General features: G+C 54.9%; 18 protein-coding genes and 1 pseudogene. 5 read left to right on the forward strand and 14 right to left on the reverse strand.

The genetic code is table 11. The features are described from left to right. Positions 1–19: 19 nt before the first annotated feature. The 9 genes and pseudogenes from JS46_RS05660 to JS46_RS05700 all read right to left on the reverse strand — a co-directional run bounded on the left by JS46_RS05660 (position 20) and on the right by JS46_RS05700 (position 10,177). On the reverse strand, positions 20–913 hold the full coding sequence (locus tag JS46_RS05660; RefSeq protein ID WP_033748829.1) for a GntR family transcriptional regulator: 894 nt from the start codon (positions 911–913) through the stop codon (positions 20–22). 421 nt (positions 914–1,334) lie between these two features. Further along, a complete protein-coding gene (locus JS46_RS05665; RefSeq protein WP_033748832.1) occupies positions 1,335–2,582 on the reverse strand; it encodes an aromatic amino acid transporter in 1,248 nt (415 codons plus the stop codon). A 21-nt stretch (positions 2,583–2,603) separates the two neighbouring features. Continuing rightward, positions 2,604–3,941, reverse strand: a complete 1,338-nt coding sequence (locus JS46_RS05670; RefSeq protein ID WP_051905579.1) for an amidase family protein — start codon at positions 3,939–3,941, stop codon at positions 2,604–2,606. A gap of 13 nt (positions 3,942–3,954) precedes the next feature. Continuing rightward, a pseudogene (locus JS46_RS24785) lies at positions 3,955–5,656 on the reverse strand (NAD(P)/FAD-dependent oxidoreductase). 8 nt (positions 5,657–5,664) lie between these two features. Continuing rightward, on the reverse strand, positions 5,665–6,147 hold the full coding sequence (locus tag JS46_RS05680; protein ID WP_033748833.1) for an aromatic-ring-hydroxylating dioxygenase subunit beta: 483 nt from the start codon (positions 6,145–6,147) through the stop codon (positions 5,665–5,667). After that, a complete protein-coding gene (locus JS46_RS05685; protein ID WP_033748835.1) occupies positions 6,137–7,432 on the reverse strand; it encodes an aromatic ring-hydroxylating dioxygenase subunit alpha in 1,296 nt (431 codons plus the stop codon). The genes JS46_RS05680 and JS46_RS05685 overlap by 11 nt, the downstream gene beginning before the upstream one ends. A gap of 8 nt (positions 7,433–7,440) precedes the next feature. Continuing rightward, entirely contained in the window at positions 7,441–8,379 is a 939-nt protein-coding gene (locus JS46_RS05690) for a flavin reductase family protein (protein WP_033748837.1), read from the reverse strand. Next, positions 8,376–8,783: a hypothetical protein gene (locus tag JS46_RS05695; RefSeq protein WP_033748839.1), complete on the reverse strand. Its 408-nt coding sequence runs from the start codon at positions 8,781–8,783 to the stop codon at positions 8,376–8,378. The genes JS46_RS05690 and JS46_RS05695 overlap by 4 nt, the downstream gene beginning before the upstream one ends. Next, positions 8,762–10,177 carry an MFS transporter gene (locus tag JS46_RS05700; protein ID WP_255351568.1) on the reverse strand — a complete coding sequence of 472 codons (1,416 nt, stop codon included), beginning with the start codon at positions 10,175–10,177 and terminating at the stop codon, positions 8,762–8,764. The genes JS46_RS05695 and JS46_RS05700 overlap by 22 nt, the downstream gene beginning before the upstream one ends. Positions 10,178–10,219: 42 nt before the next feature. Between JS46_RS05700 and JS46_RS05705 the strand changes: the two genes are divergently transcribed. Together JS46_RS05705 and JS46_RS05710 are read left to right on the forward strand one after the other, a co-directional pair. Continuing rightward, the gene (locus JS46_RS05705) at positions 10,220–11,107 is read left to right on the forward strand and encodes a LysR family transcriptional regulator (RefSeq protein ID WP_033748844.1); all 888 of its coding nucleotides are present in this window, start codon (positions 10,220–10,222) and stop codon (positions 11,105–11,107) included. 182 nt (positions 11,108–11,289) lie between these two features. After that, positions 11,290–12,186, forward strand: coding sequence for an alpha/beta fold hydrolase (locus JS46_RS05710; protein WP_033748845.1), 897 nt, complete (start codon positions 11,290–11,292; stop codon positions 12,184–12,186). Between the two features lie 37 nt (positions 12,187–12,223). Here the strand turns inward: JS46_RS05710 and JS46_RS05715 are convergent, their stop codons facing one another. From JS46_RS05715 to galB, 5 genes are all read right to left on the reverse strand, one after another. After that, positions 12,224–13,459 carry an MFS transporter gene (locus JS46_RS05715; protein WP_033748847.1) on the reverse strand — a complete coding sequence of 412 codons (1,236 nt, stop codon included), beginning with the start codon at positions 13,457–13,459 and terminating at the stop codon, positions 12,224–12,226. Positions 13,460–13,617: 158 nt separating this feature from the next. Continuing rightward, complete coding sequence (locus JS46_RS05720; RefSeq protein ID WP_033748849.1) at positions 13,618–14,493, reverse strand: DUF1932 domain-containing protein; 876 nt, start codon at positions 14,491–14,493, stop codon at positions 13,618–13,620. A 10-nt stretch (positions 14,494–14,503) separates the two neighbouring features. Further along, on the reverse strand, positions 14,504–15,586 hold the full coding sequence (locus JS46_RS05725) for a 4-oxalomesaconate tautomerase (RefSeq protein WP_033748850.1): 1,083 nt from the start codon (positions 15,584–15,586) through the stop codon (positions 14,504–14,506). Beyond that, the gene (locus tag JS46_RS05730) at positions 15,583–16,305 is read right to left on the reverse strand and encodes a 4-carboxy-4-hydroxy-2-oxoadipate aldolase/oxaloacetate decarboxylase (protein WP_033748853.1); all 723 of its coding nucleotides are present in this window, start codon (positions 16,303–16,305) and stop codon (positions 15,583–15,585) included. Before JS46_RS05730 ends, JS46_RS05725 begins: the two co-directional genes overlap by 4 nt. Continuing rightward, complete coding sequence (galB, locus tag JS46_RS05735; RefSeq protein WP_033748854.1) at positions 16,302–17,039, reverse strand: 4-oxalmesaconate hydratase; 738 nt, start codon at positions 17,037–17,039, stop codon at positions 16,302–16,304. Before galB ends, JS46_RS05730 begins: the two co-directional genes overlap by 4 nt. Positions 17,040–17,168: 129 nt before the next feature. Between galB and JS46_RS05740 the strand changes: the two genes are divergently transcribed. The 3 genes from JS46_RS05740 to JS46_RS05750 all read left to right on the forward strand — a co-directional run bounded on the left by JS46_RS05740 (position 17,169) and on the right by JS46_RS05750 (position 21,032). Next, positions 17,169–18,398 (forward strand): LysR family transcriptional regulator, encoded by a 1,230-nt coding sequence (locus JS46_RS05740; protein WP_033749103.1) that lies wholly within the window; start codon positions 17,169–17,171, stop codon positions 18,396–18,398. Between the two features lie 236 nt (positions 18,399–18,634). Then, positions 18,635–20,014, forward strand: a complete 1,380-nt coding sequence (locus JS46_RS05745; protein WP_033748861.1) for an aromatic acid/H+ symport family MFS transporter — start codon at positions 18,635–18,637, stop codon at positions 20,012–20,014. Between the two features lie 43 nt (positions 20,015–20,057). Next, complete coding sequence (locus JS46_RS05750) at positions 20,058–21,032, forward strand: VOC family protein (RefSeq protein ID WP_033748863.1); 975 nt, start codon at positions 20,058–20,060, stop codon at positions 21,030–21,032. The last annotated feature ends 11 nt before the right edge of the window (positions 21,033–21,043 follow it).

Here is a 21,043-nt window from a genome sequence, read left to right on the forward strand (position 1 = left end):
AAAATGAGCCGTTTTTTATTCAGATTTCTGCGCTGATACGGCGCATTTTTTTATTTTCCAGCGCCACCGCCAGATGCTGCTTCATCATATATGAGGCTTCGATACGCTGCCCCGACTCAATCAGCCCCAGCAGGCGCAGGTGGTCTTTGACCTCGGCGTAATAGCGGCTGCGGTCATCCATAATGCGGTAGTCCATAAGCATGCGCATGCGGTTGACGTTGCGCAGCGAGATTTCGAAGAAGGGGTTATTAGAGAAGGCGATTACCGTCTCGTGAAAGCGGTAGCCAGCAAGCTGCAGCTGTTTTGGCGAGAGTCGCTCAATGCCGTTGTCGACCAGCATCTCCAGCTCGCGGCGTATTTCGTCGATTTTCTCCTGCGGCGCGTTAAAGGTCGGTTCCAGAATCGCCATCGGCTCAATCACCATGCGAAAGCTAAAAATATGCTCCAGCGCCGCTTTGGTTTTCGCCACCGGCAAAAAACGCCAGCCGTAACCCTGTTTTCGCTCAACCCAGCCCTCGCTGATGCCGCGCGCCAGCAGCGTCGAGAGCTGGCTTTTGGTCAGGTTGTAGCGCTTCATCAGATAGAGTTCGGTGACTTCCGCGTCGATATTGTCCTGCAGCCAGTCTTCCGCCAGCTGATAATATTCCGGCAGGTCGCTGCCGTCGGCAGGCGCCGCTTCGTCATGCTGCTGTGGCGCATAATCCTCTTTAACAAAAAAGCCGCGATTAAGCTTTTGCTGCAGAACGCCTTTTTGTTCGAGATAGACCAGCGCCTCGCGTACCGGCGAGCGCGAGACGTCAAAGGTTTCGGCCAGTTTAGGCACGCTCAGGTGCGCGCCCGGTGCAATGTTGCCGGTATCGATCAGGCCAACTATTTTCTGCGAGAGTCGCTCAGTCAGGGCGCTTATTTTCATTTATGCTTAGCGTTAAGTAATGAATAGAAGAATATTGCATTTAAATAAAATCAAATGCAATGCAGCTGGGTATGTTACAGGAAGCGGGTTTAACCCGTTCATATCAGGGCGAAATACTGGTTGAAATCTGTTCCAGCAAAACAAAACCGACACAACGTCGGATGCTGTCCTGATATAATAAAGTGCGCATAATCATGATTATGTTAAATGCGATATCACTGATGGTCAGGATGCTGTGCTTATACGGTTGCTCTCCCTCCCTTTTCAACAGGAAGGCCGTCTGGAAGGTTTACGCGAAGACGAGCAGAAAGCGAGCATAAGGATCGCCCGCAACCTGCTGGAAAATGGCATGGATATTTAGTGGGTAATGAAAGTAACCGGCCTGGCTGACAACAACGGCAGCAGGCCCGTTATTGAAACGCTATCCGCTAAATCTGGGCAACATACCGAGCCAGCTCAGCGTCCACGCCAGAATATTTAACACGCCAAAAGCTATCACTATCGCTGGCGCAAAGATGCTCAGCGCCCCTGCTGTTTCCTGACTGGCAAAGCGCCTGCGCGCTTTGATATAGAGTAACGCCGGCACAATCACCGCCCAGAGCGTAGCGAACAGCCCGGCGAAGCCGATAGCGGCGAGAAAGCCGTCTGGAAACCATAATGAAGCACTCAGCGCGGGCACAAAGGTCAGCAGAGCCACCTTAAAGCGCGCCAACGGCGTATCGCCGAGCTTCAGGCGATCGGCGATAAAGTCAAAAAGGCCAGCCGTTACGCCCAAAAACGAAGCAATCACCGCAAAATGGGAAAACAGCGTCATCATAAAGCTCAGCGCGCCGACATGCAGGCGATCGCGTAAAGCGGCGAGCAGCGCGGCGATATCTCCACCAGCCGCCACCACGGCGGGAAACGCGGCGCGCGGCAGATTGCCCATCGTACCGGTAATCCAGAACAGATAGATAATCAGCGACATCAGGGTGCCGTAAACCAGCGCGCGCCTGACCTGCTTCTGCTCGCCGCCATAGTAGCTTATCAGGCCCGTGATATTGCCATGATAGCCAAACGAGGCGAGACAAAACGGCAGGACGCCGAACGCATAGGGCCAGTAGCCGCCCTCGCCGTTGCCGGCGTCGGCAAGCGTAAGCAGATCGACCTGCGTGAGCAGCCCGCCGAAGACCGTTACCAGCAGCAGAAGTTTGGCCAGCACGCAAAAGGTCATGATCCTGCTGACCCCTTTTGTGCCCAGCCAGACGACGATGGCGACGCACAGCGTCAGGATCGCTTTCGCGCCCGCGGTGGAGACAGGCAGACCGGCGCTGTTAAGCGAATGCTGATAGACCGGCCCGCTGGCCGAAATATAGGCATAGGTCAGGATGCCGAGTACAAACAGGATACTCAGGCCATTTAGCGCGGCCCACCGGCGTCCTAACAGCGATCGGGTTAACGTGTCGTAGCCAGACCCGAGCGGAAAATAGCGGCTCGCATGCTGAAACAGCAGTCCCGACAGCAGCATACATCCCCAACTTACTAGCAGTATCAGCAGCGACCAGCCGAACCAGGCGCCGGCCATGACCACTGGCAGCGTAAACATACCGGCGCCAACTACCGTCCCGCAGATAATCATCGCGCCCCACCATACTGAAGGCTGACGCTGGGTTAATGCTATTTCTGTCATTACGTATTCCGATAAAAAATATTAAGCCTGCACCAGGCGAGCGACGGCCAGAGCATAACTCATTAGCTGGCGATCCTCTCCTGGCAGACCATCCACAGAAAGACCGACGGAGAGTTCGCCTGCTCTTCCAACCGGCAAAGTCAGACTGGGCGCGCCTGCACTGCTTGCGATATCCGTATTGCGAACCAGTTTTTCAAAAACAGCAGGATCGTGCGCATCTGTCAGGCGCGGCACTGCGCAGCTCACGGTTGGGTAAAGTAAAACATCAAGCTGATGTTCAGAAAACATCTCTTGCCAGGCAGTGCGCACATCGCCTGTCGTACACAGGCCTGCCAGATAGTCATCCCAGGAAACGCTGCACTGCTGCAGCTGCCGTTGAAGAAGATTACGTACCTGGTCATCGCTCAGCTGTTCCAGAATGGAGTGAAATCGCCATTCGAGCCCTTCCGCCAGCAGAAATCGAGGGAAATCGATAAAAAACTCATAAAACGGAACGGCGAACTGAACTGACGCATTGAGTTCGCCAAGATGGCTGTCATCAAGTCTGATGACCTCCACGCCCTGAGCCTCAAGCCTGGCGACAGCCTCCCGGCATCGCTTCTCTACCGATATATCCAGTTCCTGCCACAGAAAGCGCTCAGGAATCCCCACGCGGCGCGGCATAACTGGCTCAACCGGCTTTTCACCCATGAGGGCGGCGTCGAGCAGCACGATATCGGAAACGCCGGGCGCAATAAAGCCTGGCGTATCCCGAGTGTGGGAAACCGGCACGATGCCGACAGACGAGTAGCGTCCGGTGGTCGGACGGAACCCTGACAGACCGCATAGCGAGGCCGGAATACGCACCGATCCCCCGGTATCGGTCCCGACGGCGAAAGCGCTGGCGCCGGCAGCAACGGCAGCCGCGCACCCCCCGCTGCTTCCGCCAGCAAGATGTCCGGGATGAACGGGATTGCCTACCGTGCCCCAGGTGCCGTTACATGAGGTCACGCCAAACGATAATTCATGCATATTATTTTTGCCGCACAGCACTGCACCCTGCTCGATTAAGCGTGCAACAACGGGAGCGTCTTTTTCAGGCAGAAAATCGGCCAGTCCCGGCGTACCTGCTGTCGTCGCGAATCCGCGAGCGTTGATGTTATCTTTACAGGAAAAAGGCAGTCCAAAAAGCGGCGCGTGGGTGCTCTCTGCAGGTGCCGCTTCACCGTTCAAACGCTGTGGGTCATAAGCAATAAATGCATTAAGCGACAGCGTTTCACGGTAGCGTTCCAGTCGGTACAGATGATTCTCTTTTAATCCGGTCGGGTGGCGATTCGAGGCCACCTCAGCGGCCAAAGAGCCAGGTTGTTTAGTCAGCATGAACGTGTCGCTCTCAGTAGTGAAAATGGCGCGCCATGGCGTGCAGCGGATTATAAGGTATCAACGAACCACCCAGACTAGAGATAGCGGCGCACGCGGCATTGATCCCGGTCTGTACGGCCCCTTCCGCCCACCCTCCGGTAAAGGAGCAGCTGCATCCTGCGAGGTATATTCCTCTGTCGGTCTCAGGTTTGACGGCACTCTGGAACTGGAAAAAGAGCGCTTCTGAATAACGGTCGTCGCCCGGATAGTTCAGTTTGAACGCCCCCATCGAGAGAGGATTGGTCAGCCAGTCATACTCCAGAATAAATTTTGGATCGTTATTCATTGGAACAAGGTGGCGGGCGAAATCTGGCGCGGTCTGGCTGAGCTCCTCGACAAGCCTTGCCAGACGAGTCTCTTTATCCTTCAGCGTGACCAGCTTGTGCGAATCATCTTCCCACGTATAGCTGATGAGCACGACGCCGTGTCCGTCGGGATCGCCTGGCTGATAGTCAAGGCAGTAGACCCCTTTCGCGAGCGTATCTGTCAGAATGGTGTGCGGCAGTTTCTCTTTTAGCCAAAACTTGTCGCGGGTAAGCAAGAAAAGCTTCGACGAACCGATAAGATGCGTCTCATTTATCGCTCGCGAGACCTCTGGCGAGAGCCATTGCGGGCGCTGAGAGAGCTTTAAAGCGATCTGCATCGCGCGCGTCGATACCGTAACAATGACGCGGTCAAACAGCGTAGCACCGCCCTCGGCGGTCACAACGTCGAACAGCTTATCGTCGCGTTCTACGATAGCCGTGACTTTTTGATAGCGGATGCGGCCCGACAGCGGCTGCCCGTCAATATGCTCTTCGCCCATGCGATGAGTGAGCGTAGCAATCCCTGCCGGCACAAGCCGCTGATCCTCTTCCAGACCATTGACAACCAGCCGCATGATCTCAATAAAAGAAGCGCGGAAAACGGGCTGAAAACCACCGGAGCCGATGCCAAGCGAGCCAAACAGGGCAAAATCGGTGGGTTTAAGCCAGGGCTCCCCGCCGGGCGGATTTTTTGCCGGTGAAAATGCGAACCAGAGCCGAGTAAAAACAGCTGTCGCCAAACAGATCCAGATAACATTGCCACGCCTCTTTTGCGTCTGCGAGCCTTCCCTCTTTCAGCGCCTGCGTGATGGCGGCGGGCGCAACCACCACCTTGCCGTTATCCAGAGTCAGACCCTCTTTTATAAACGACCGCCATCCTTTATCGACTTTCTGAAACAGCGCGGGCGGCGGCGCGCCAGCGCGCCAGGCAAATGCCTGTCCCTGATAGTGGATTTCGGTATCGACAATGCCCGGGTCTGGAAAAGCGGATGCGGTACTAATATCGAAATGGTTTAAATAGTGAAACAGCCCGACTTCCGTGGGAGGAAAGCGCATAGCCCCCATTTCGGCAATATAGTGCGGCATAGAAGGATCAAAGCGCTGGCTGAGCAGTCGACCGCCATAGCCGCCCTGCTCAGCTTCAAACAGCGTCACATGGCGTATTCCCGCCCGAAGCAATTCACGCGCGGCGATCAACCCGCTTAAGCCGGCGCCAATAATAGCGACGCGAGGCGCGCTTTCGCTCTCTGGACACTGGCCGATGCCTCCCTGCGACTGCGCTCGCGCAAGAAAATCACCGTAATCAAATAGCGTATCAATATAGGGGAAAGCATGCGCCGCCCCGTTTTCATGTGATGGAGATGTCATAGGTGTTCTCAGATGATCAACTGGAGGCTGTCGAGAGGACGTTCAAGATTAAGCAAAATCGTTTTGCGCGCAGCGATTAGCCATTGCCCTTCCACCAGACGAAACGCATGCTCAATGCGGGCAGCGTAATGCCACTCTTGCTCGCCGCGGCTTTCGCTATAGATGACCTGAGTAGCGGCCGCAGCCTTTAGCTCGCCTTCGCGCCAGGCAATCACCGGCCGCTGCAAAAGGTGCTGACTGCGGCTCTTTGGCTGTTGAGAAAAATTACGCGCGCTGCGCAGGCGATTAACGCGTAGTTGCGTGACAAAACGATCCTCATAAAGCAGCGAAGACTCGGTTAAAGGATCAGGCTGACCATGACGCAGGGGCATCCACCAGCTGTAATCCTCAGAGAGAAGCGCCATCCAGGCATCGTAATTTTGCTCGTCCAGCAGTTCGGCTTCGTTATAGATCAGGTCGGTCAGCAGCTTATAAACATGTTCAGGAGACATGATGTTCCTCCAGCATATGCTGCCACATGGCATAGAAGTTTCTCATTGCAATCTCACTGGTTCCTGAGGTGACGGCCGTGCGGTTCCATTGCTCATCCGCCTGATAAAGACGTGCGATATTGACCCACTCACTTGCCTGGCTTTGCAGCCCCTCCGTCGCGCGTTCATACATCTCTACATCGTCATGCGCCACCATGGAACAGGGGGAATTGATCAGGTTGTTGTACTGAACGGTTCGTTCCAGCATCTGCTGCGGTGCGCCAACCAGTTCCAGTATCCAGGATTCGACCAGGGTATCGGTGGCCGAGACGGGACGAATGATGCGAAGGGTTTGTATTGGGCCTTTTACCATCAGGTTGGGGAAGTAGACGGTATTGTGCCGCGTATCATCGAGAATTTGCCGGGCCCGGGTTTCGCCATAGCTTTCAACCATACTTTCCCAGTAACCGGGGATGGCTGAATAATCTTTGTGGATTGAATTACGTGTTCCCGTATGGCCGTGTCCGTTTGGCCAGATGCGAATCCCCATTTCAGCAAAGAAAGCGTGCGAGGACATAAACGGAGAAAAGAGTTCCACCGCCATCGGCTGCTCAGCCTGCCGCGCTGACTGCGCCCAGAGATTGACGGCTTCTCCTGCTGAAGATTCATGCGCCACCATGGGATGGCAAGTGTCAGTCTGATTATCCATGACCATTTTCCAGTTGCATCGATGGCGATGGCGCAGCGGCGCGCCGACGACACGAAGTTGGCCAGCTGGAGAGCGATCGACCATATTGTCCAGGGTAGAAAGCGCATCGCCGTAAAACGCTTCAAAAGAGAGGCCGTGCTGACTCAGACGCACAAAAATGAAATCGCGATAATTGACGACGTTTTCGACGCGCGCCATGCCCTGGACTGCTTCACACGCGGACATCACACAGGGATCGTATTCATTTTTCACAGGAATGCTCAGCAGTTCACCTGTCGGCTTAAACGTCCATGCATGGTAAGGACAGCGTAGAAAGCGACCGCAGTTGCCTGAGGATTCGGCTAAAACCTTGACGCCTTTATGCGGGCACCGGTTAAACAAGACGGCGATGTCACCTGCTTTTTGACGAATAGCGACCAGGGGCTGAGCCGCAAGCTCAACGGTAACATAATCCCCCGCAGCGGGGAGTTGACTGGCGTGGCACAGGTAAAGCCAGCTGTGCGCAAAGACAGTTTTTTGCTCCGTGAGAAAAAGCGTCTGATCAAGGTAGGCGGATTTATGGATTTCGCTGCCGCGAAAAAGGTTGTTGAGGTTCATGGCTTAACTCATAAAGCTAATTTGAGAACGCTTCCTTTAGCTCTGGAAACGCAGGGATAAATTGTCCGGCTGGTTGCCGCTTCCTGCGGCGTCATAATAAAGTCGCGGTGCTCGACTTCTCCCTCAACGACCTCAAGCGCACAGAGTCCGCATTCCCCTCGTCGGCAATCGTAAAGGGGCTCCAGACCGGCCTCTTCCAGCGCGTCCAGCAGAGACTGACCGCGAGTGACCTGAAACCTTACCCCCGTCTCTGTCGCCTCGACCTCATAACCGCCCGTTTCAGCCTCAGTGGGAAGAGCGTTAAAGATTTCAAATGCAAGATGGCTGCGGGGAAAATCATGGGCATCGCAGTAGTCCAGCACCGCACTCAACAAACGCGCCGGTCCGCAAACGTGAATGCGATCGTTGCGCTGAAGCTTACCCAGCAACGCCTCAATAGTGATGCGTGGGCCTTCTGAGGTGTGCAAACGAAACCTCGCTTGCGTCAGACTTTCCAGGCGATCCGAGTAAGCCGCATGGGATCGAGAAGAGGCAAAGTAATGGCATTCAGGCTGGCGCCCGGCGGCGACCAGACGCGTGACGATCCCCGTCAGGGGCGTTACCCCAATCCCGCCGGCGATAACGATATCTCTTCCATCCAACGGCGCGGATAGCTGTGGGAAATGATTGAACGGCCCCTCCAGAGTGACGATGTCCCCCTCCGCCAGACCTGACAGATAGCCGCTGCTTAACGAGTCCGGCGAGAGTCGCACAGCAAACGTCAGCGCGGTCGCGGGCAGTTCGAGCATGACGCAGGAATAACACCGCGCGCCGATCCCGTCAGGCATTTGCCAGCGGTAGTGCGCTCCCGGCGTGAGCAAAGCCAGCTCATTGTTATCCGCGTCGAGAGTGAACTCGCGAACGGCTTCGCCCAGAGAACGAATAGTCGTGATGACAAAACGTTTCATAATGATTCCGCTACCGCCGTTTCTTGCAGGTAGCGCCAGCGAGGCTGGCCTGACTCAAACTCAATAATGGCGATCGACCAGCGGACATGCGTGGCGCCATTTTCATGATGCGTTTCGCGATAGCGACAGGTTACCGACGTTTCCGACTGGTCGAGCGTTTCGCAGGCGTCCGTCTCAATACGCAGGTCTGGCCGTATTCCTGTGTTGTTACGGAACAGACTTTCCACTTCAGATAAGCCGACAGGCTGTCCCTTCATGGTAACCATGCTGAAAGAGTCGCTGAAACTGGCGAGCAGCCGATCAAGGGCTGAGGGATACCCAGCGCGCCCGGTAAATACCTCTTCAATCCACTGATGCAGTTCAGTCACGCTGTAATGGGCGATTAACTCTCTTTCCGATCGCATAAGACCTCCGATTTTTGGGTAAGATTGATGAGCCCGAGCAGAGGAAGTAACCCTAGCCCGGCGGCAATAAGAAACGCGGAATGGTAAGCTGACGTCATCGTTGTGGACTTCTGCAGCAGGTTGAATAACAGGGTAAAAACCGCTGCGCCTGTGCTGAAAGAAATTTGACGGTTCAGATTCCAGATAGTGCTGGCGCGTGCAAGGCGATCCCCTTCAAAATCCATCATCGCGGTGGTCTGGGCGGTGTTGGCCGCTATACCGCCCCCGGTTCCCATGAGCAGATAAGCGCAAACAAGAAACAGAAGATCGTGTGGCGCCTCGGTGACCGACAGCATTGCAATACCAGCGGCGTGAAGCAGTAGACCAGCAAGAAAAAGGGGGGCGGCGCCGGTGCGGTTATACAAACGGCCGCAAAGCGTCATCGCGCAGAACGATCCGCCGGCGTAGAGCACCATCAGCAGACCCGTTTCGCTCGCTGTCCAGCCCAGCACCTCCTGCACGAAAAAAATATTAAGCAGATTGACCCCGGTAAAGATGCCCGGCACCGCGTAATAAACGATGACCGAAAAACGCATATGCGCGTTTCCAAGCACGCTTAAATCCAGCACAGGGTTAGCCTGGCGGCGGTAGTGCAGCACATAAGCAAAAGCCAGCGTTATGCCCGCCAGAACCAGCCCCAAAGGTAAGCTCTGGTGAGCAGAATCAGCATATAAGGACATGCCTGACAGCAGAGCCGTCAGCGCCAGGCTGATAATGATCAGGCCAACGATATCGGGCCGTGGCGCCACGCTTTTTTCAGGTTTGATCCACAGCAGCGCCAGCGCAGCGGTCACGAGGCTGAAAGGAATATTGCAGAGAAAGACCCAGCGCCAGGAGAAATGGTCGACAATTGCCCCGCCAGCAGCCGGTGAAATGGCTGGGGCGATAAGGGCGACAGCCATCACCAGCGTAGAAATTTTGGCTCTTTCATCCTTTTTAAACAGGTCAAAGGTTAACGCCTGCCCTACGGGAATCAGCAAGCCTCCACCCACACCCTGGATAAAGCGGAATAACACCAGGCTGCCAAAATGGTCGGCAAGCCCAGAGAGCAGTGCGCCAGCAGAGAATATCAGCATTGAAGCTGTCATCGTCAGACGCGCGCCAAAGCGGCTGGCGAGCCAGTGGCTAAGCGGAATAATAAGCGTTAAACCAAGAATATAGCTATTAGCTACCCAGGCAACGCTGGAAGCTGAGACCTGTAACTCGCGCGATATGTCAGGCAAGGCGATAGCCGACATAAATATATTGATACAGTCGATAAAAAAACCAGCAAGAAAAACACAAGCAATGCGATAGCGATACGTCATTGTGACCTCCGACGCGGAGTCTAAGGCGGCTTGACGTTGAGAGTCGATTAAATTAAATTAAACGCGGTGTTTACTTAAAATTAACAGTTAATGTTTAACCATTTAAACCGAATCCAGACATTTATCGCGGTGGTCGACTGCGGTTCCTTTACGCGCGCGGCAGAACGTCTCTTTATCAGCAAAGCCATGGCAAGCATTCATGTCAAATCGCTCGAAGAGGCGCTTAAGGTTCAGCTGTTAATTCGCAACTCGCGCGGTATTATCCTGACTGAAGCGGGTGAAGCGCTATACAAAGATTTCTGCGAAATCTTCATTAATATCCAGAGCTCGCTGGAAAATGTATCTGACAGCCATCGGTCGCTCTCCGGCGCGTTAAATATTACGTCAATCACGGAATTCGGCGAACAATATATCATTCCGCTGACTGGAGAGTTCTGTCAGCTACACCCCAACCTGGGTATTAATTTTTACGCAGACTCATCTCTGAATGATCTCGTTTCCGATCGCCTTGATTTAGCTATTCGCCTTGGCACATTACGTGATTCGGAATTAAAAAGCAGAAAGTTAGCCAGCTATGATATTTTGCTGGTCGCCTCGCCTGAATGGCTGGAAAATAATCCATTACGCTCTATCAAGGATTTAAACACCGCACCCTGGATTGCTAATAGTAATCTACAGACGCCGACGCAGTGGACGCTGTGCCATAAAGACGGTACTTCCACAGAAATACGCGCCATAGCGAAATACCACTCCAACTCGTCAACCGCCATTAAATCAATGGCTATCGCCGGTCTTGGCGTAGCCATTCTTCCTGAATGGATGGTTCGCAAGGAGCGTGAAGCAGGCAAGCTGATTCAGCTTTTTGCGGACTACGCCTTACCGGCGCAGGATATAACGATAGTCTATGCCGGCGACCATCGCATTCGACTTAAATGCCGAATTTTTATCGATTTTTTAATAAAAAAAATGAAAATATAATCCCCTGATCGCCTGAAATCAGTCCCTGCATGAAAAGTCGCAATGACGCTTGACGCGCTCCGACAGGCACAATTAGGATATGATCGTTTCCTAATTTCGCTAAGCAGCGTGCCTGAGGCATGCCTGCCGCCGTGTTCAACCCGCAGCGCTACCCTACTTTCATTGCATAGAAGGAACACGTCATGATCCATGGTTCAATGCCGACCGCGCCTGAGGGTTTCAGCCACAAATTCGCCACCGTCGACGGTTTACGCTTTCACTACGTCGAAGGCGGCGCGCCAGGAGAGTCGATAGTGGTGCTGATGGCGGGTTTTCCAGAAAGCTGGTACGCCTGGCGTCACGTGATGCCGCAGCTGGGTCGCCGTTTCCATATTATCGCGCTCGATTTGCCCGGTCAGGGCGACAGCGATCGCCCGCTGGACGGCTACGATACGCAGACCATCGCTCGCCGCACCCACGATCTTCTGGCTCATCTGGACGTCAGGCGATACCGCCTCGCCGCTCATGACGTCGGCGCATGGGTCGCCTTTCCCTATGCGCATCTGTTCGCGCAGGAGGTGGAGGCGCTGGCGCTGATGGATGCCGGCATCCCTGGTGTAACGCTGCCGGACAGGCTCCCGGCCGCCTCCCCTGATGCCTGGAAGACCTGGCACTTCGCTTTTCACGCCGTGCCCGATCTCCCTGAGATCCTGCTTGAGGGGCGTGAACGCGCCTATCTGGAGTGGTTTTTCTGGACGAAGACGGCCAGTCCGGCTTGCTATGGGGAAGAGGAGATCGCCGAGTATCTGAGGATTTACGGCGCGCCCGGCGGCATGCGAGCAGGACTGGCCTTTTACCGCTCGGCGGCGCTATCCGCTGAGCAAAACCGGGCGTTAGCGCAAAAAGGCGAACTCACCATGCCGGTGCTGGGTTTAAGCGCCGATCAGGGGTCGGTCCCGGATATGTCTGCCCTTCTGCGCGCGTTTGCCGCTGACGTTGTCGGAGAAACGATTACGGAGTGCGGGCATTTCCTTGCCGAGGAGAAACCCGATGCCGTCGCGGACGCCTTAACGCGATTTTTTTCGCGCTGTGCACAATAAGGAAGCCTGAGTAGCCAGCCGCAGCCTGAGGACGTCATTAATTTATCTTCGACAGATCAACTCCGGTTGCATTCGGCAGGCACAGCGCAGCGGTAATGCCGATAAGATATGATGCGATAGCCAGCATGCCCATGGCATAGCCTAAGTGAAGCTGGCTGGACAGGATGCCGACCAGCGCGGGCATAAGTGAGCCGAATCCTCGACCAAAACTGGCGCAAAATCCGGCGCCGCTTCCGCGTATGTATGTAGGATAAAGCTCCGAAAAAGCAGGCGTTAAACCAGAAGCTAACCCGCCCTGCAATGCTCCCATGAAAAACCCCAGCGCCAGCGTCATGTCCAGGCTAATAGCCGCAAACAGATATATGCTTACGACCAATATTTGACCCAGCAGAAAAACAATAATAGTTTTCCAGCGCCCAAACTTATCGCTTAATCTGCCATAAATAAAAGGACCAATTAGTGAGCCGATAATATTGATAGCCAAATAGCCAGACATTGAGACAACCGGTAACCCTAACTCCATCCGTAAATAGGTTGGCAGCCAGGTAATCATAATATATGCACCGCCAAATATCCCACTGGCCAGAATGGTCGCCGTCACGGTTATCCGGCGATGCTGCTGATGAAAGATGTCGGTAATTTTTTTCTTTTGCTGGTTTTCAGCGCTGTGTGCAAAAACAGGCGACTCTGGAACCAGTCGGCGAATGAACCAGACGAGAATAGCCGGAACGATACCGATAAGGAAAAACAGCTTCCAGGCAACCTCCTGTGGAAAGAAATTAAGCAGGACGGGCAGTACCGCTAAGGAGATAGCGTAGCCAAGCGCATAGCCACTCTGAATAGAGGCGCCGACGCGGCCGCGATAGCTTGCACGGATCACTTCGCTGATTAACACGCCGCCGACGACCACCTCCCCGCCATAGCCTAATCCCTGTAGAAAACGCACCGTCAAAAACTGCCAGAATTCGCCGCATAGCGCGGTCAGCGCCGTAAAGCAGGCGACCCATAAAACCGTTAACTGCATAACCCGTATGCGGCCCCAGCGATCGGCTAACATGCCCGCGCTCCATCCGCCGAGCGCGCTGCCAATAAGCGACGCGGAACTTAACACACCGGCCTCCGACTTAGTCAGAATTGACAGGCTGAGTAATATGGGCATAACCAGCGAATATATTGTGCTGTCCATTGAGTCAAGCGTGAATCCGCCCAGGCAGGCCCACCACGTTTTTTTCTCACTCTGAGTTAACTCGCCATACCATCCTGCTTTCATCATTGACCTGCCTTTGCATTAAAAATAGAAAAGCCTCTCAGACAGGCGCTGAGATCATAGGGTTTATTAAAGGTAATTATGAAAAATTCGGTATCTGCGTGATTGTGCTTACCTCTGTAAAGGTATTATTCGTCGCGGATATTTTTTAAAACCGGATAAAACTATTTAGCCAGACGCTCTAACGTATCTTGCCAGGAGAAAGGAAGTAATTCCTGATAACTTACGCCCTTCTCAACCATTTTGGCCGGCAACCCAGCCTGCACTTGCTGGATAGCCTGACTCATCAGCGCGGCGACGCCTGCATCTTGCAGCGTTTTGACCACTTCACCCATCTCTTCTGCGCGTCTGACGCCATGTTCCGCCACACGACTAATAAAATAATGCGGCAGCCGATCGTCCCATCCCAGAGAGGGAAAGCTGGCGTGCAGCGAAGCGAGTACCGCCTCTTCTACGCCATACTGCTTTGCGGCGCTGAGGCATTCGGTCGTGAGCGCTTCCAGCCCCTTGATCATCACGCTACGACACATTTTTATGGCTGATACCTCTCCGATGCGTTTGCTAACGGCTCGGGCATTGCACCCCATAGCGCATAAAGCGACGGCGGCGCGAGCAGCTGCCTCACCGCTAATTAACAACGGTGTCTGCAGCCGTTGGGGCGGAACGGGAGCCATGACAGCAACGTCCAGATAGTCTCCCGCGCCCTCTCTTATCGCCTTTGCCGCCGCGCGTTTGGTGTCAGGCGCAACGGAGTTGAAGTCGAGAAACAGTTGTCCGCTCTGCATTAACGGCGCCGCCTGCGTAGCGACTTCCAGCGCGTTACCCGCAGTGACCAGCGATAGCACAAACTCAGCGCCTTCCAGCGCATCCGCCAGCGAGCGGGCTGGCTGTACAGCGGCCTGTTTCGCTTTCGCACCTGGCCAGTCGCTTTGCCCGGTAATAAATTTTTTATCCCAGACGCGCGTATTCGCTGCGCGCGCCAGATCCTGCGCATAAATTTGCCCTGCTTCGCCAAAACCGATAATGGCTACACGCGTCATTTTCGACTCCTTATTTGCCTGACCAGACAGAACCGGGAATGGCGATACGTCCTTCAAACAGCAAACGAGCGGTGCGAATCAGCCCGCTGTTTATAACGTTGTCCGACTCATCCCGCGTAAGCATTACGCTGAACTCACCTTCGGGATGTTCTATTGCCAGACGCTGTTCGCGCGCCTCGCTAACGTGCGCCAGCCCTTCCGTCACCGAACCCGGTATCAGACAGGCTGTCGCCACGCTGACCGCGCCCAATACGCCAATGGAGGCATGGCAGCGATGAGGGATAAAAGTGCGGGTAGTCAGCGCACCACCCTTTTCCGGCGCCGCGATGAGGGTCATTTTGGGGACGGTGCGTTTCGCTACGTCGCCCAGGTTCATGCGCGGCCCAGCCTGTAAGCGAATGGACTCCAGCCGCGCTTTCAGTTCATCGTCGCTGTCCAGCTGCTCACGGGTTTCCAGTCCGCTTCGTTGCAGATCGGCGGCGCGCAGCAATACCACGGGCATCCCATTATCGATACAGGTCACGTCAATGCCGTCGAACCTGTCGCGCGCATTGCCTGTGGGCAGTAGCGAGCCGCAGCTGGAACCGGCAATATCCTGAAAGTTCAGCACCTGTTCAGCAGCAGTACCGGGTACACCGTCGATCTTCGTCTCACCCTGATACTCAACGGCGCCATCCGGCGTTGCGATGCGCGCCTGCGCAATTTGACCCGTGTTAATCATGTAAATGCGCACTTGCGTAACCGCGCCTTGCGCTTTTATCAATCCTTTCTCAACGGCGAAAGGCGCCACGGCAGCCAGAATGTTGCCGCAGTTTTGACCATAATCCACCACCGCTTTATCTACGTTGACTTGGGCAAACAGGTAATCGACATCTGCATCCTCACGCAATGAGGATGAAATAATCGCGACTTTGCTGGTCAGGGGATCGGCGCCACCAATGCCATCGATCTGCCGCGGATCGGGCGATCCCATCGCCGCCAGAAGGACCTCATCGCGCAGTCGCGTCTCTGCGGGAAGATCGCTGGCCAGAAAGCAGGCGGCTTTGGACGTGCCGCCACGCATCATTACGCAGGGAATCAGGGTTTGCTTCATGGCGATATCTTCTGCAGTTCATCCAGCGAATCAACGTAGCGCAATCCTTTTTCCGCTAACTGCGCGCGCATCTGATAAATATCCAGGCCAAGCTCGCCGGCCGCCAGACGCATCCGCTTTCCCTCTTCCGCGACGACGCGCTGCTGCGCAGCCTGCGCTACTGCGGCGGCATTGGCACGCGGCACAACCGCTACGCCATCGTCATCGGCGACAACGATATCCCCCGGATATACCAGTTGACCGGCGCAAATCAGCGGCACATTCACGGACCCCAGCGTTGCTTTCACCGTGCCCTGGGCATACACAGCGCGTGACCAGACGGGAAAATTCATCTCGCGCAGCGTCTGGCTGTCGCGGATGCCGATATCGCCCACCAGCGCCACGACGCCGCGCGCTTTTAAGGAGGTGGCGAGCAGATCGCCAAAAAAACCGTCATAACAATCTGATGTCGGCGCCACCAGCAGCAGATCGCCCGGCTGGCACTGTTCGACCGCAACATGGAACATCCAGTTGTCGCCGGGAGAGACCAGCACGGTGACGGCACTACCTGAGACAGTCACGTTTTGCTGGAGAGGCCGCACTCGTACATCAAGCAGGCCTTGCCGCTGCTGCGCTTCATGAACTGTCGCCACGCCATACCGTGCGAACTGTTTAACTAACGCGTCGCCGGCACGCTCGATATGACGAACCACTACGCCCCTTTTATTCACCAGACTCATGACAAATCCTCCGTCACGCGCGGAAACAGGCTTTGATACCCTTCGCCGTGCGTGATGACACGCGCTGAAGTAATGCCCGTATTGCGTTTCGCCTGCACGCCGCGCTGCATCGCTACGCGCGTATAGTATTCCCACAGGTGTTCCTGGCCCGCCATGCACTGAATAGCTTCGTATTTTTTATCCCAGACAGGGGTAATATCGAGCAGCACATCCGGCTTCCACTGACATTGTTCGGGCTGATGAGGCTCAAAACAGTAAACTGGCGGCGCGCCGACCACCGGTTCGCCCGGGCGATAACCTTCAGCCTGAGCGATGATGCGCGCTTCCTGCGTGAGGTGGGCCGCCAGAGGATGGTCATAGTTATAGGGATCGGCAATCGAATGCGTCAGCACAAAGTGCGGCTGAACGCGACGATATACATCCGCCAGCCGGAACAGCGTCTCTTTATCGGCTCGCAGTGGGTAATCGCCTAAATCAAAAAATTCGATACTGGCGCCCAGAACGTTAGCCGCCGCTTCCGCTTCGGTGCGACGATGCTGTTTTACCTTCTCTTCGGTCATGTTTCCTTTGCGCCACAACTTCGCTGATTCGCCGCGTTCGCCAAAGGAGAGGCAAACCACATGCACCTCATAGCCGCGTGCGCTGTGCAGCGCAATGGCGCCGCCTGCGCGCCAGACAAAATCAGCAGAATGCGCACTGACCACTAAAGCACTTTTTTTTACCGCGTCTTCCATTCTGTTTTCCTGCTGTTAGTTTTTTTTCATCCTGGCATGCGGCTTTTCTGGCGAATAATGCCTTTCATTGCTTCAGCTATGATTTTTATTTATGTTGTGATAACGATCCGGTATTCAGACCTGATAAAAATGAAAACAAAAAATGATCATTATGATATTAAAATCATGCAATTAAGGTCACTTTGCATGGTTGCTGGCAGAGGGACAGTCTCTAGTGCTGCAGAAAATTTATTTCGGACTCAGTCTGCTGTTACACGGTCTATTCGTGATCTGGAACACACCCTGGCCGCTCCGCTTTTTGAACGGCATGCCAGCGGCATGTTATTAACCGAGTATGGAAAGTGCGTACTGCCGCGCGCGCAACGCGCTATTCAGGAACTGAATCAGATACCGGGCCTGCTGGCGCGTTTTAAGCAGCGGGAAAGCCTGCGTGATGACGCCGAACCCGTCTGGCTGTTTAATGTCAGACGCCTGCAAATATTTTTACGTCTCTTTCATCTGCACCATACGCAGAGCGTTGCCAGTCTGTTGGGTATCAGCCAGCCAGCCGTCAGCGCCGCGTTGAAAGTGCTGGAAAAAGGCGCTGGCGTGGCGTTATTTCAGCGTTCGCCTAAAGGGATGATCCCCTCCGCAGCCGCACGGGAAATGGCGCCTCTTGTCAGCCGCGCGCTGAATGAAATTCGTCATATCCCTGAAGATCTGGCGGCGCAGGCAGGCGTATTGCAGGGCACCGTCACCATTGGTGCGCTTCCGCTGTGCCGTAGTACGATTTTGCCCCGCGCTATCGCACGCCTCGTCACGGCACATCCGGCCATTAAAGTGGTCACTAATGAAAGCGCCTATAGCGCCCTGGTGACTGAATTACGGGCCGGAGACGTGGATCTTATTCTGGGCGCGCTGCGACGCGATGAGGGAGTAAAAGATATTGCCAGCCAGGTGCTGTTCACCGAAGAGTTAGTCCTCCTGGTACGGCCGCAGCATCCGTTGGCGGGAAAAAATCTGGCGCCTGTCGACCTTGCCGCCGTTCAGTGGATCTTGCCGCGCGATAATACGCCAGCACGTCATCTGCTGGATCGTGCTTTTCACACGCTGAGCCTGCCCGCCCCCGTCCCGGTAGTGGAGAGCGGCGACCTCGCGATTGTGCGCGGTCTGCTGCTCAACTCTGACATGGTGGCGGCGGTTTCCCGGCATCAGCTGGAATATGAACTGCGCGCCGGCATTTTGCTGCCGCTGACCTTGCCGTTATCCGATACACGCCGCGAAATAGGCATCACGCTGCGCCATGCCGCGCTCCACTCTCCCGCTACGCTGGCGTTGATTGAATGCATTAACGCCGAGGCCGCTTCTTACGCTTCCTAAACGAAATTCATACACTGAATAGCCCGTGAACGCTCGGCAGGCGCCATGCTGGCATCTTGCACGCTGTTGCTGGCGCCTGGGAGTATGCCAACTCGCTCACAATATAAACGCAACTCATACCGCTAAAAGCCTTTTTTGACAGACACCGAGCGCCGCTCTGCATACCGTGTAACAGGATTGTTAAAGATGGTGATGACGGCAAAACGTCCCTCAGTGCCTTACAAGAGAGCTACCTCATGAATACAAATAAGCTGGTCGATATCAAGGCCTGGATTGATTCTCGACCCATTTCGACTTTTCAGTGGCGCGTACTGTTCCTCTGCCTGATTATCATTATGTTTGATGGCTACGATGCGGCGGTGATGGGTTTTATCGCGCCCGCGCTCATTGAGGAGTGGCACATTTCCCGCGCGGCGATGGGGCCGATCCTTGGCGCCGCGATGTTCGGCGTCGCGATCGGCGCGCTTATCGCAGGTCCCTTATCCGATCGTTTTGGCCGTAAGAAGATTATTTTGCTCTCCGTTCTGATGTTCTCTGTCTTCAGCCTTATTTGCGCCTTCGCGGCGACGCCTTTACAGATGGCGCTGTTGCGTTTTATCGCTGGCCTGGGCCTGGGCGCCGTTATGCCTAACTGCGTGACGCTGCTGGCGGAATATATGCCGGAACGTCGCAAGGGCGTGATGATTACTCTGATGTTTAGCGGCTTCAATATTGGCTCGGGATTAGGCGGCTTTATCGCGGCCGCGCTGCTGAGTCGATACAACTGGACGGCCGTGCTTATTTTCGGCGGCGCCGTTCCGCTGATACTGCTGCCCTTCCTGAGCCTGCTACTGCCTGAATCCGCGCTGAATTTGCTGGTGCGAAAGGCGCCGCGGGCGACAATCGCCGCGCTGTTGAATCGCATGGGTGGCCATTTCACGCAGGATGCCGCGTTTGTGATCAATTCGCCGCGCATTAACCGCCACAGCACCATTTCACAGCTGTTTCGTCACGGTTTCGCCCGCGGCACGCTTATTTTATGGACGACCTATTTTATGGGGCTGTTCGTGATCTATCTGCTAAACGGATGGCTGCCGACGATTATGCGTTCCGGCGGCATCTCGCTGGAAAAGGCCGCCATCCTGGCGGGTTTGTTCCAGCTCGGCGGGCCGCTTGGCGGCATTCTGGTCGGCGCGTTAATGGATAAGTTACATGCCAAATATGTCATCAGCGTCGTTTACCTGCTGGGCTGCCTTTGTCTGCTGGCGCAGGGTCTGTTCAGCTTTTCGGGCACTGCGCTGGGCATATTTATTTTTTTCATCGGCATGTGCATTAATGGCGCGCAAAATGGTTTGCAGGTTTATTCCCCGGCCTACTATCCCACCGAAATCCGCGCAACCGGCGTGAGCTGGATGCATGGCATTGGGCGCACCGGCGCGATTTTGAGCTCGTCTGTCGGCGGGTTATTGATAGGGGCGTTTCCTGAGCAGTCAGCCATTTTCTTTATTCTGGCCGTACCCGCCTTACTCGCCGCGTTAAGTATCGTGCTACACCGTAACGTTTCGCTCGCGTTAAAAATTAAAGGCGCGGATTTAAACGACATTCCTTCGCTTTCACAAACGCTGAATAACAGATAAAACCTGGCTCGCTCAACTGGATTAAATTTACAGGAATCACATTATGACCAATCATCTGCCGGAACCCTGTTTTGATATTGCCCATCTGGCACACGTTGAGATTTATAGCGACAAATTTGAAGAGAGTCTCAGCTTCTTCGTCGATGTTTACGGTCTTACCGTTTCGGCGCAGGATGAAAATCACGCATGGCTGCGCGCATGGGATGATTACGAGTTCCATAGCTTAAAGCTTACTCGTCATCATACGACCGGCGTTGGACACATTGCTTATCGCGCCAGCTCGGAAGCGGCCCTGAGGCGACGCGTAGCTGCGATCGAGGCCAGTGATTATGAGGTGCTTGGCTGGTCGAATGACGATCGGGGACATGGACGCGCCTTCCGCTTTGCCGATCCTTTTGGTCACGTTTTTGAGATCTATTACGATACCGTCCGCTATCAGGCGGAACTGAATGAACGCCCTTCGCTTAAAAATCTGGCGCAGCGCTTTCATGGGCGAGGAGCCTGCCCGCGACGCCTCGATCATCTTAATCTGCTGGCTGCTGACGTGCGCGAGTTCAGAAACTTTATGGAAACCTGCCTCGGCTCGCGGGTAACCGAGATGATTCAGCTGGATAACGGTCGTATCGGCGGCTGCTGGTTCACCATCAATAATAAAACTTACGATCTGGCCTGCACCGAAGAGCACGGCGGCGGTAACGGACGCCTGCATCATGTGACCTGGGCCACCGACTCGCGGGAAGAGATTCTGCGCGCGGCTGACATCTTCCTGGAAAATGGCGTTCACATAGAGACAGGCCCGCATAAGCATGCGATTCAGGGTACCTTCTTCCTCTATGTCTGGGAGCCTGCCGGCAACCGCATAGAGCTGGCGAACTCCGGCGCGCGTCTGATTCTGGCGCCAGACTGGCAAACAGTTATCTGGACAGAGGCAGAGCGAAAAAAAGGCCAGGCCTGGGGGCTGAAAACCATCGAGACGTTTCATACTCACGGCACGCCGCCGGTGCCGCATAAGCATTAACAGCCGGAAAA

The organism is Pantoea sp. NGS-ED-1003 (assembly GCF_000738765.1).
Taxonomy (GTDB): domain Bacteria; phylum Pseudomonadota; class Gammaproteobacteria; order Enterobacterales; family Enterobacteriaceae; genus Pantoea; species Pantoea septica.

What these genes read in the sequence shown, in the direction of transcription:
- JS46_RS05660 (WP_033748829.1), bottom strand. Translation starts at nt 913, where the DNA reads ATGAAAATAAGCGCCCTGACTGAGCGACTCTCGCAGAAAATAGTTGGC.
- JS46_RS05665 (WP_033748832.1), bottom strand. Translation starts at nt 2,582, where the DNA reads ATGACAGAAATAGCATTAACCCAGCGTCAGCCTTCAGTATGGTGGGGC.
- JS46_RS05670 (WP_051905579.1), bottom strand. Translation starts at nt 3,941, where the DNA reads ATGCTGACTAAACAACCTGGCTCTTTGGCCGCTGAGGTGGCCTCGAAT.
- JS46_RS05680 (WP_033748833.1), bottom strand. Translation starts at nt 6,147, where the DNA reads ATGTCTCCTGAACATGTTTATAAGCTGCTGACCGACCTGATCTATAAC.
- JS46_RS05685 (WP_033748835.1), bottom strand. Translation starts at nt 7,432, where the DNA reads ATGAACCTCAACAACCTTTTTCGCGGCAGCGAAATCCATAAATCCGCC.
- JS46_RS05690 (WP_033748837.1), bottom strand. Translation starts at nt 8,379, where the DNA reads ATGAAACGTTTTGTCATCACGACTATTCGTTCTCTGGGCGAAGCCGTT.
- JS46_RS05695 (WP_033748839.1), bottom strand. Translation starts at nt 8,783, where the DNA reads ATGCGATCGGAAAGAGAGTTAATCGCCCATTACAGCGTGACTGAACTG.
- JS46_RS05705 (WP_033748844.1), top strand. Translation starts at nt 10,220, where the DNA reads ATGTTTAACCATTTAAACCGAATCCAGACATTTATCGCGGTGGTCGAC.
- JS46_RS05710 (WP_033748845.1), top strand. Translation starts at nt 11,290, where the DNA reads ATGATCCATGGTTCAATGCCGACCGCGCCTGAGGGTTTCAGCCACAAA.
- JS46_RS05715 (WP_033748847.1), bottom strand. Translation starts at nt 13,459, where the DNA reads ATGATGAAAGCAGGATGGTATGGCGAGTTAACTCAGAGTGAGAAAAAA.
- JS46_RS05720 (WP_033748849.1), bottom strand. Translation starts at nt 14,493, where the DNA reads ATGACGCGTGTAGCCATTATCGGTTTTGGCGAAGCAGGGCAAATTTAT.
- JS46_RS05725 (WP_033748850.1), bottom strand. Translation starts at nt 15,586, where the DNA reads ATGAAGCAAACCCTGATTCCCTGCGTAATGATGCGTGGCGGCACGTCC.
- JS46_RS05730 (WP_033748853.1), bottom strand. Translation starts at nt 16,305, where the DNA reads ATGAGTCTGGTGAATAAAAGGGGCGTAGTGGTTCGTCATATCGAGCGT.
- galB (WP_033748854.1), bottom strand. Translation starts at nt 17,039, where the DNA reads ATGGAAGACGCGGTAAAAAAAAGTGCTTTAGTGGTCAGTGCGCATTCT.
- JS46_RS05740 (WP_033749103.1), top strand. Translation starts at nt 17,169, where the DNA reads ATGAAAACAAAAAATGATCATTATGATATTAAAATCATGCAATTAAGG.
- JS46_RS05745 (WP_033748861.1), top strand. Translation starts at nt 18,635, where the DNA reads ATGAATACAAATAAGCTGGTCGATATCAAGGCCTGGATTGATTCTCGA.
- JS46_RS05750 (WP_033748863.1), top strand. Translation starts at nt 20,058, where the DNA reads ATGACCAATCATCTGCCGGAACCCTGTTTTGATATTGCCCATCTGGCA.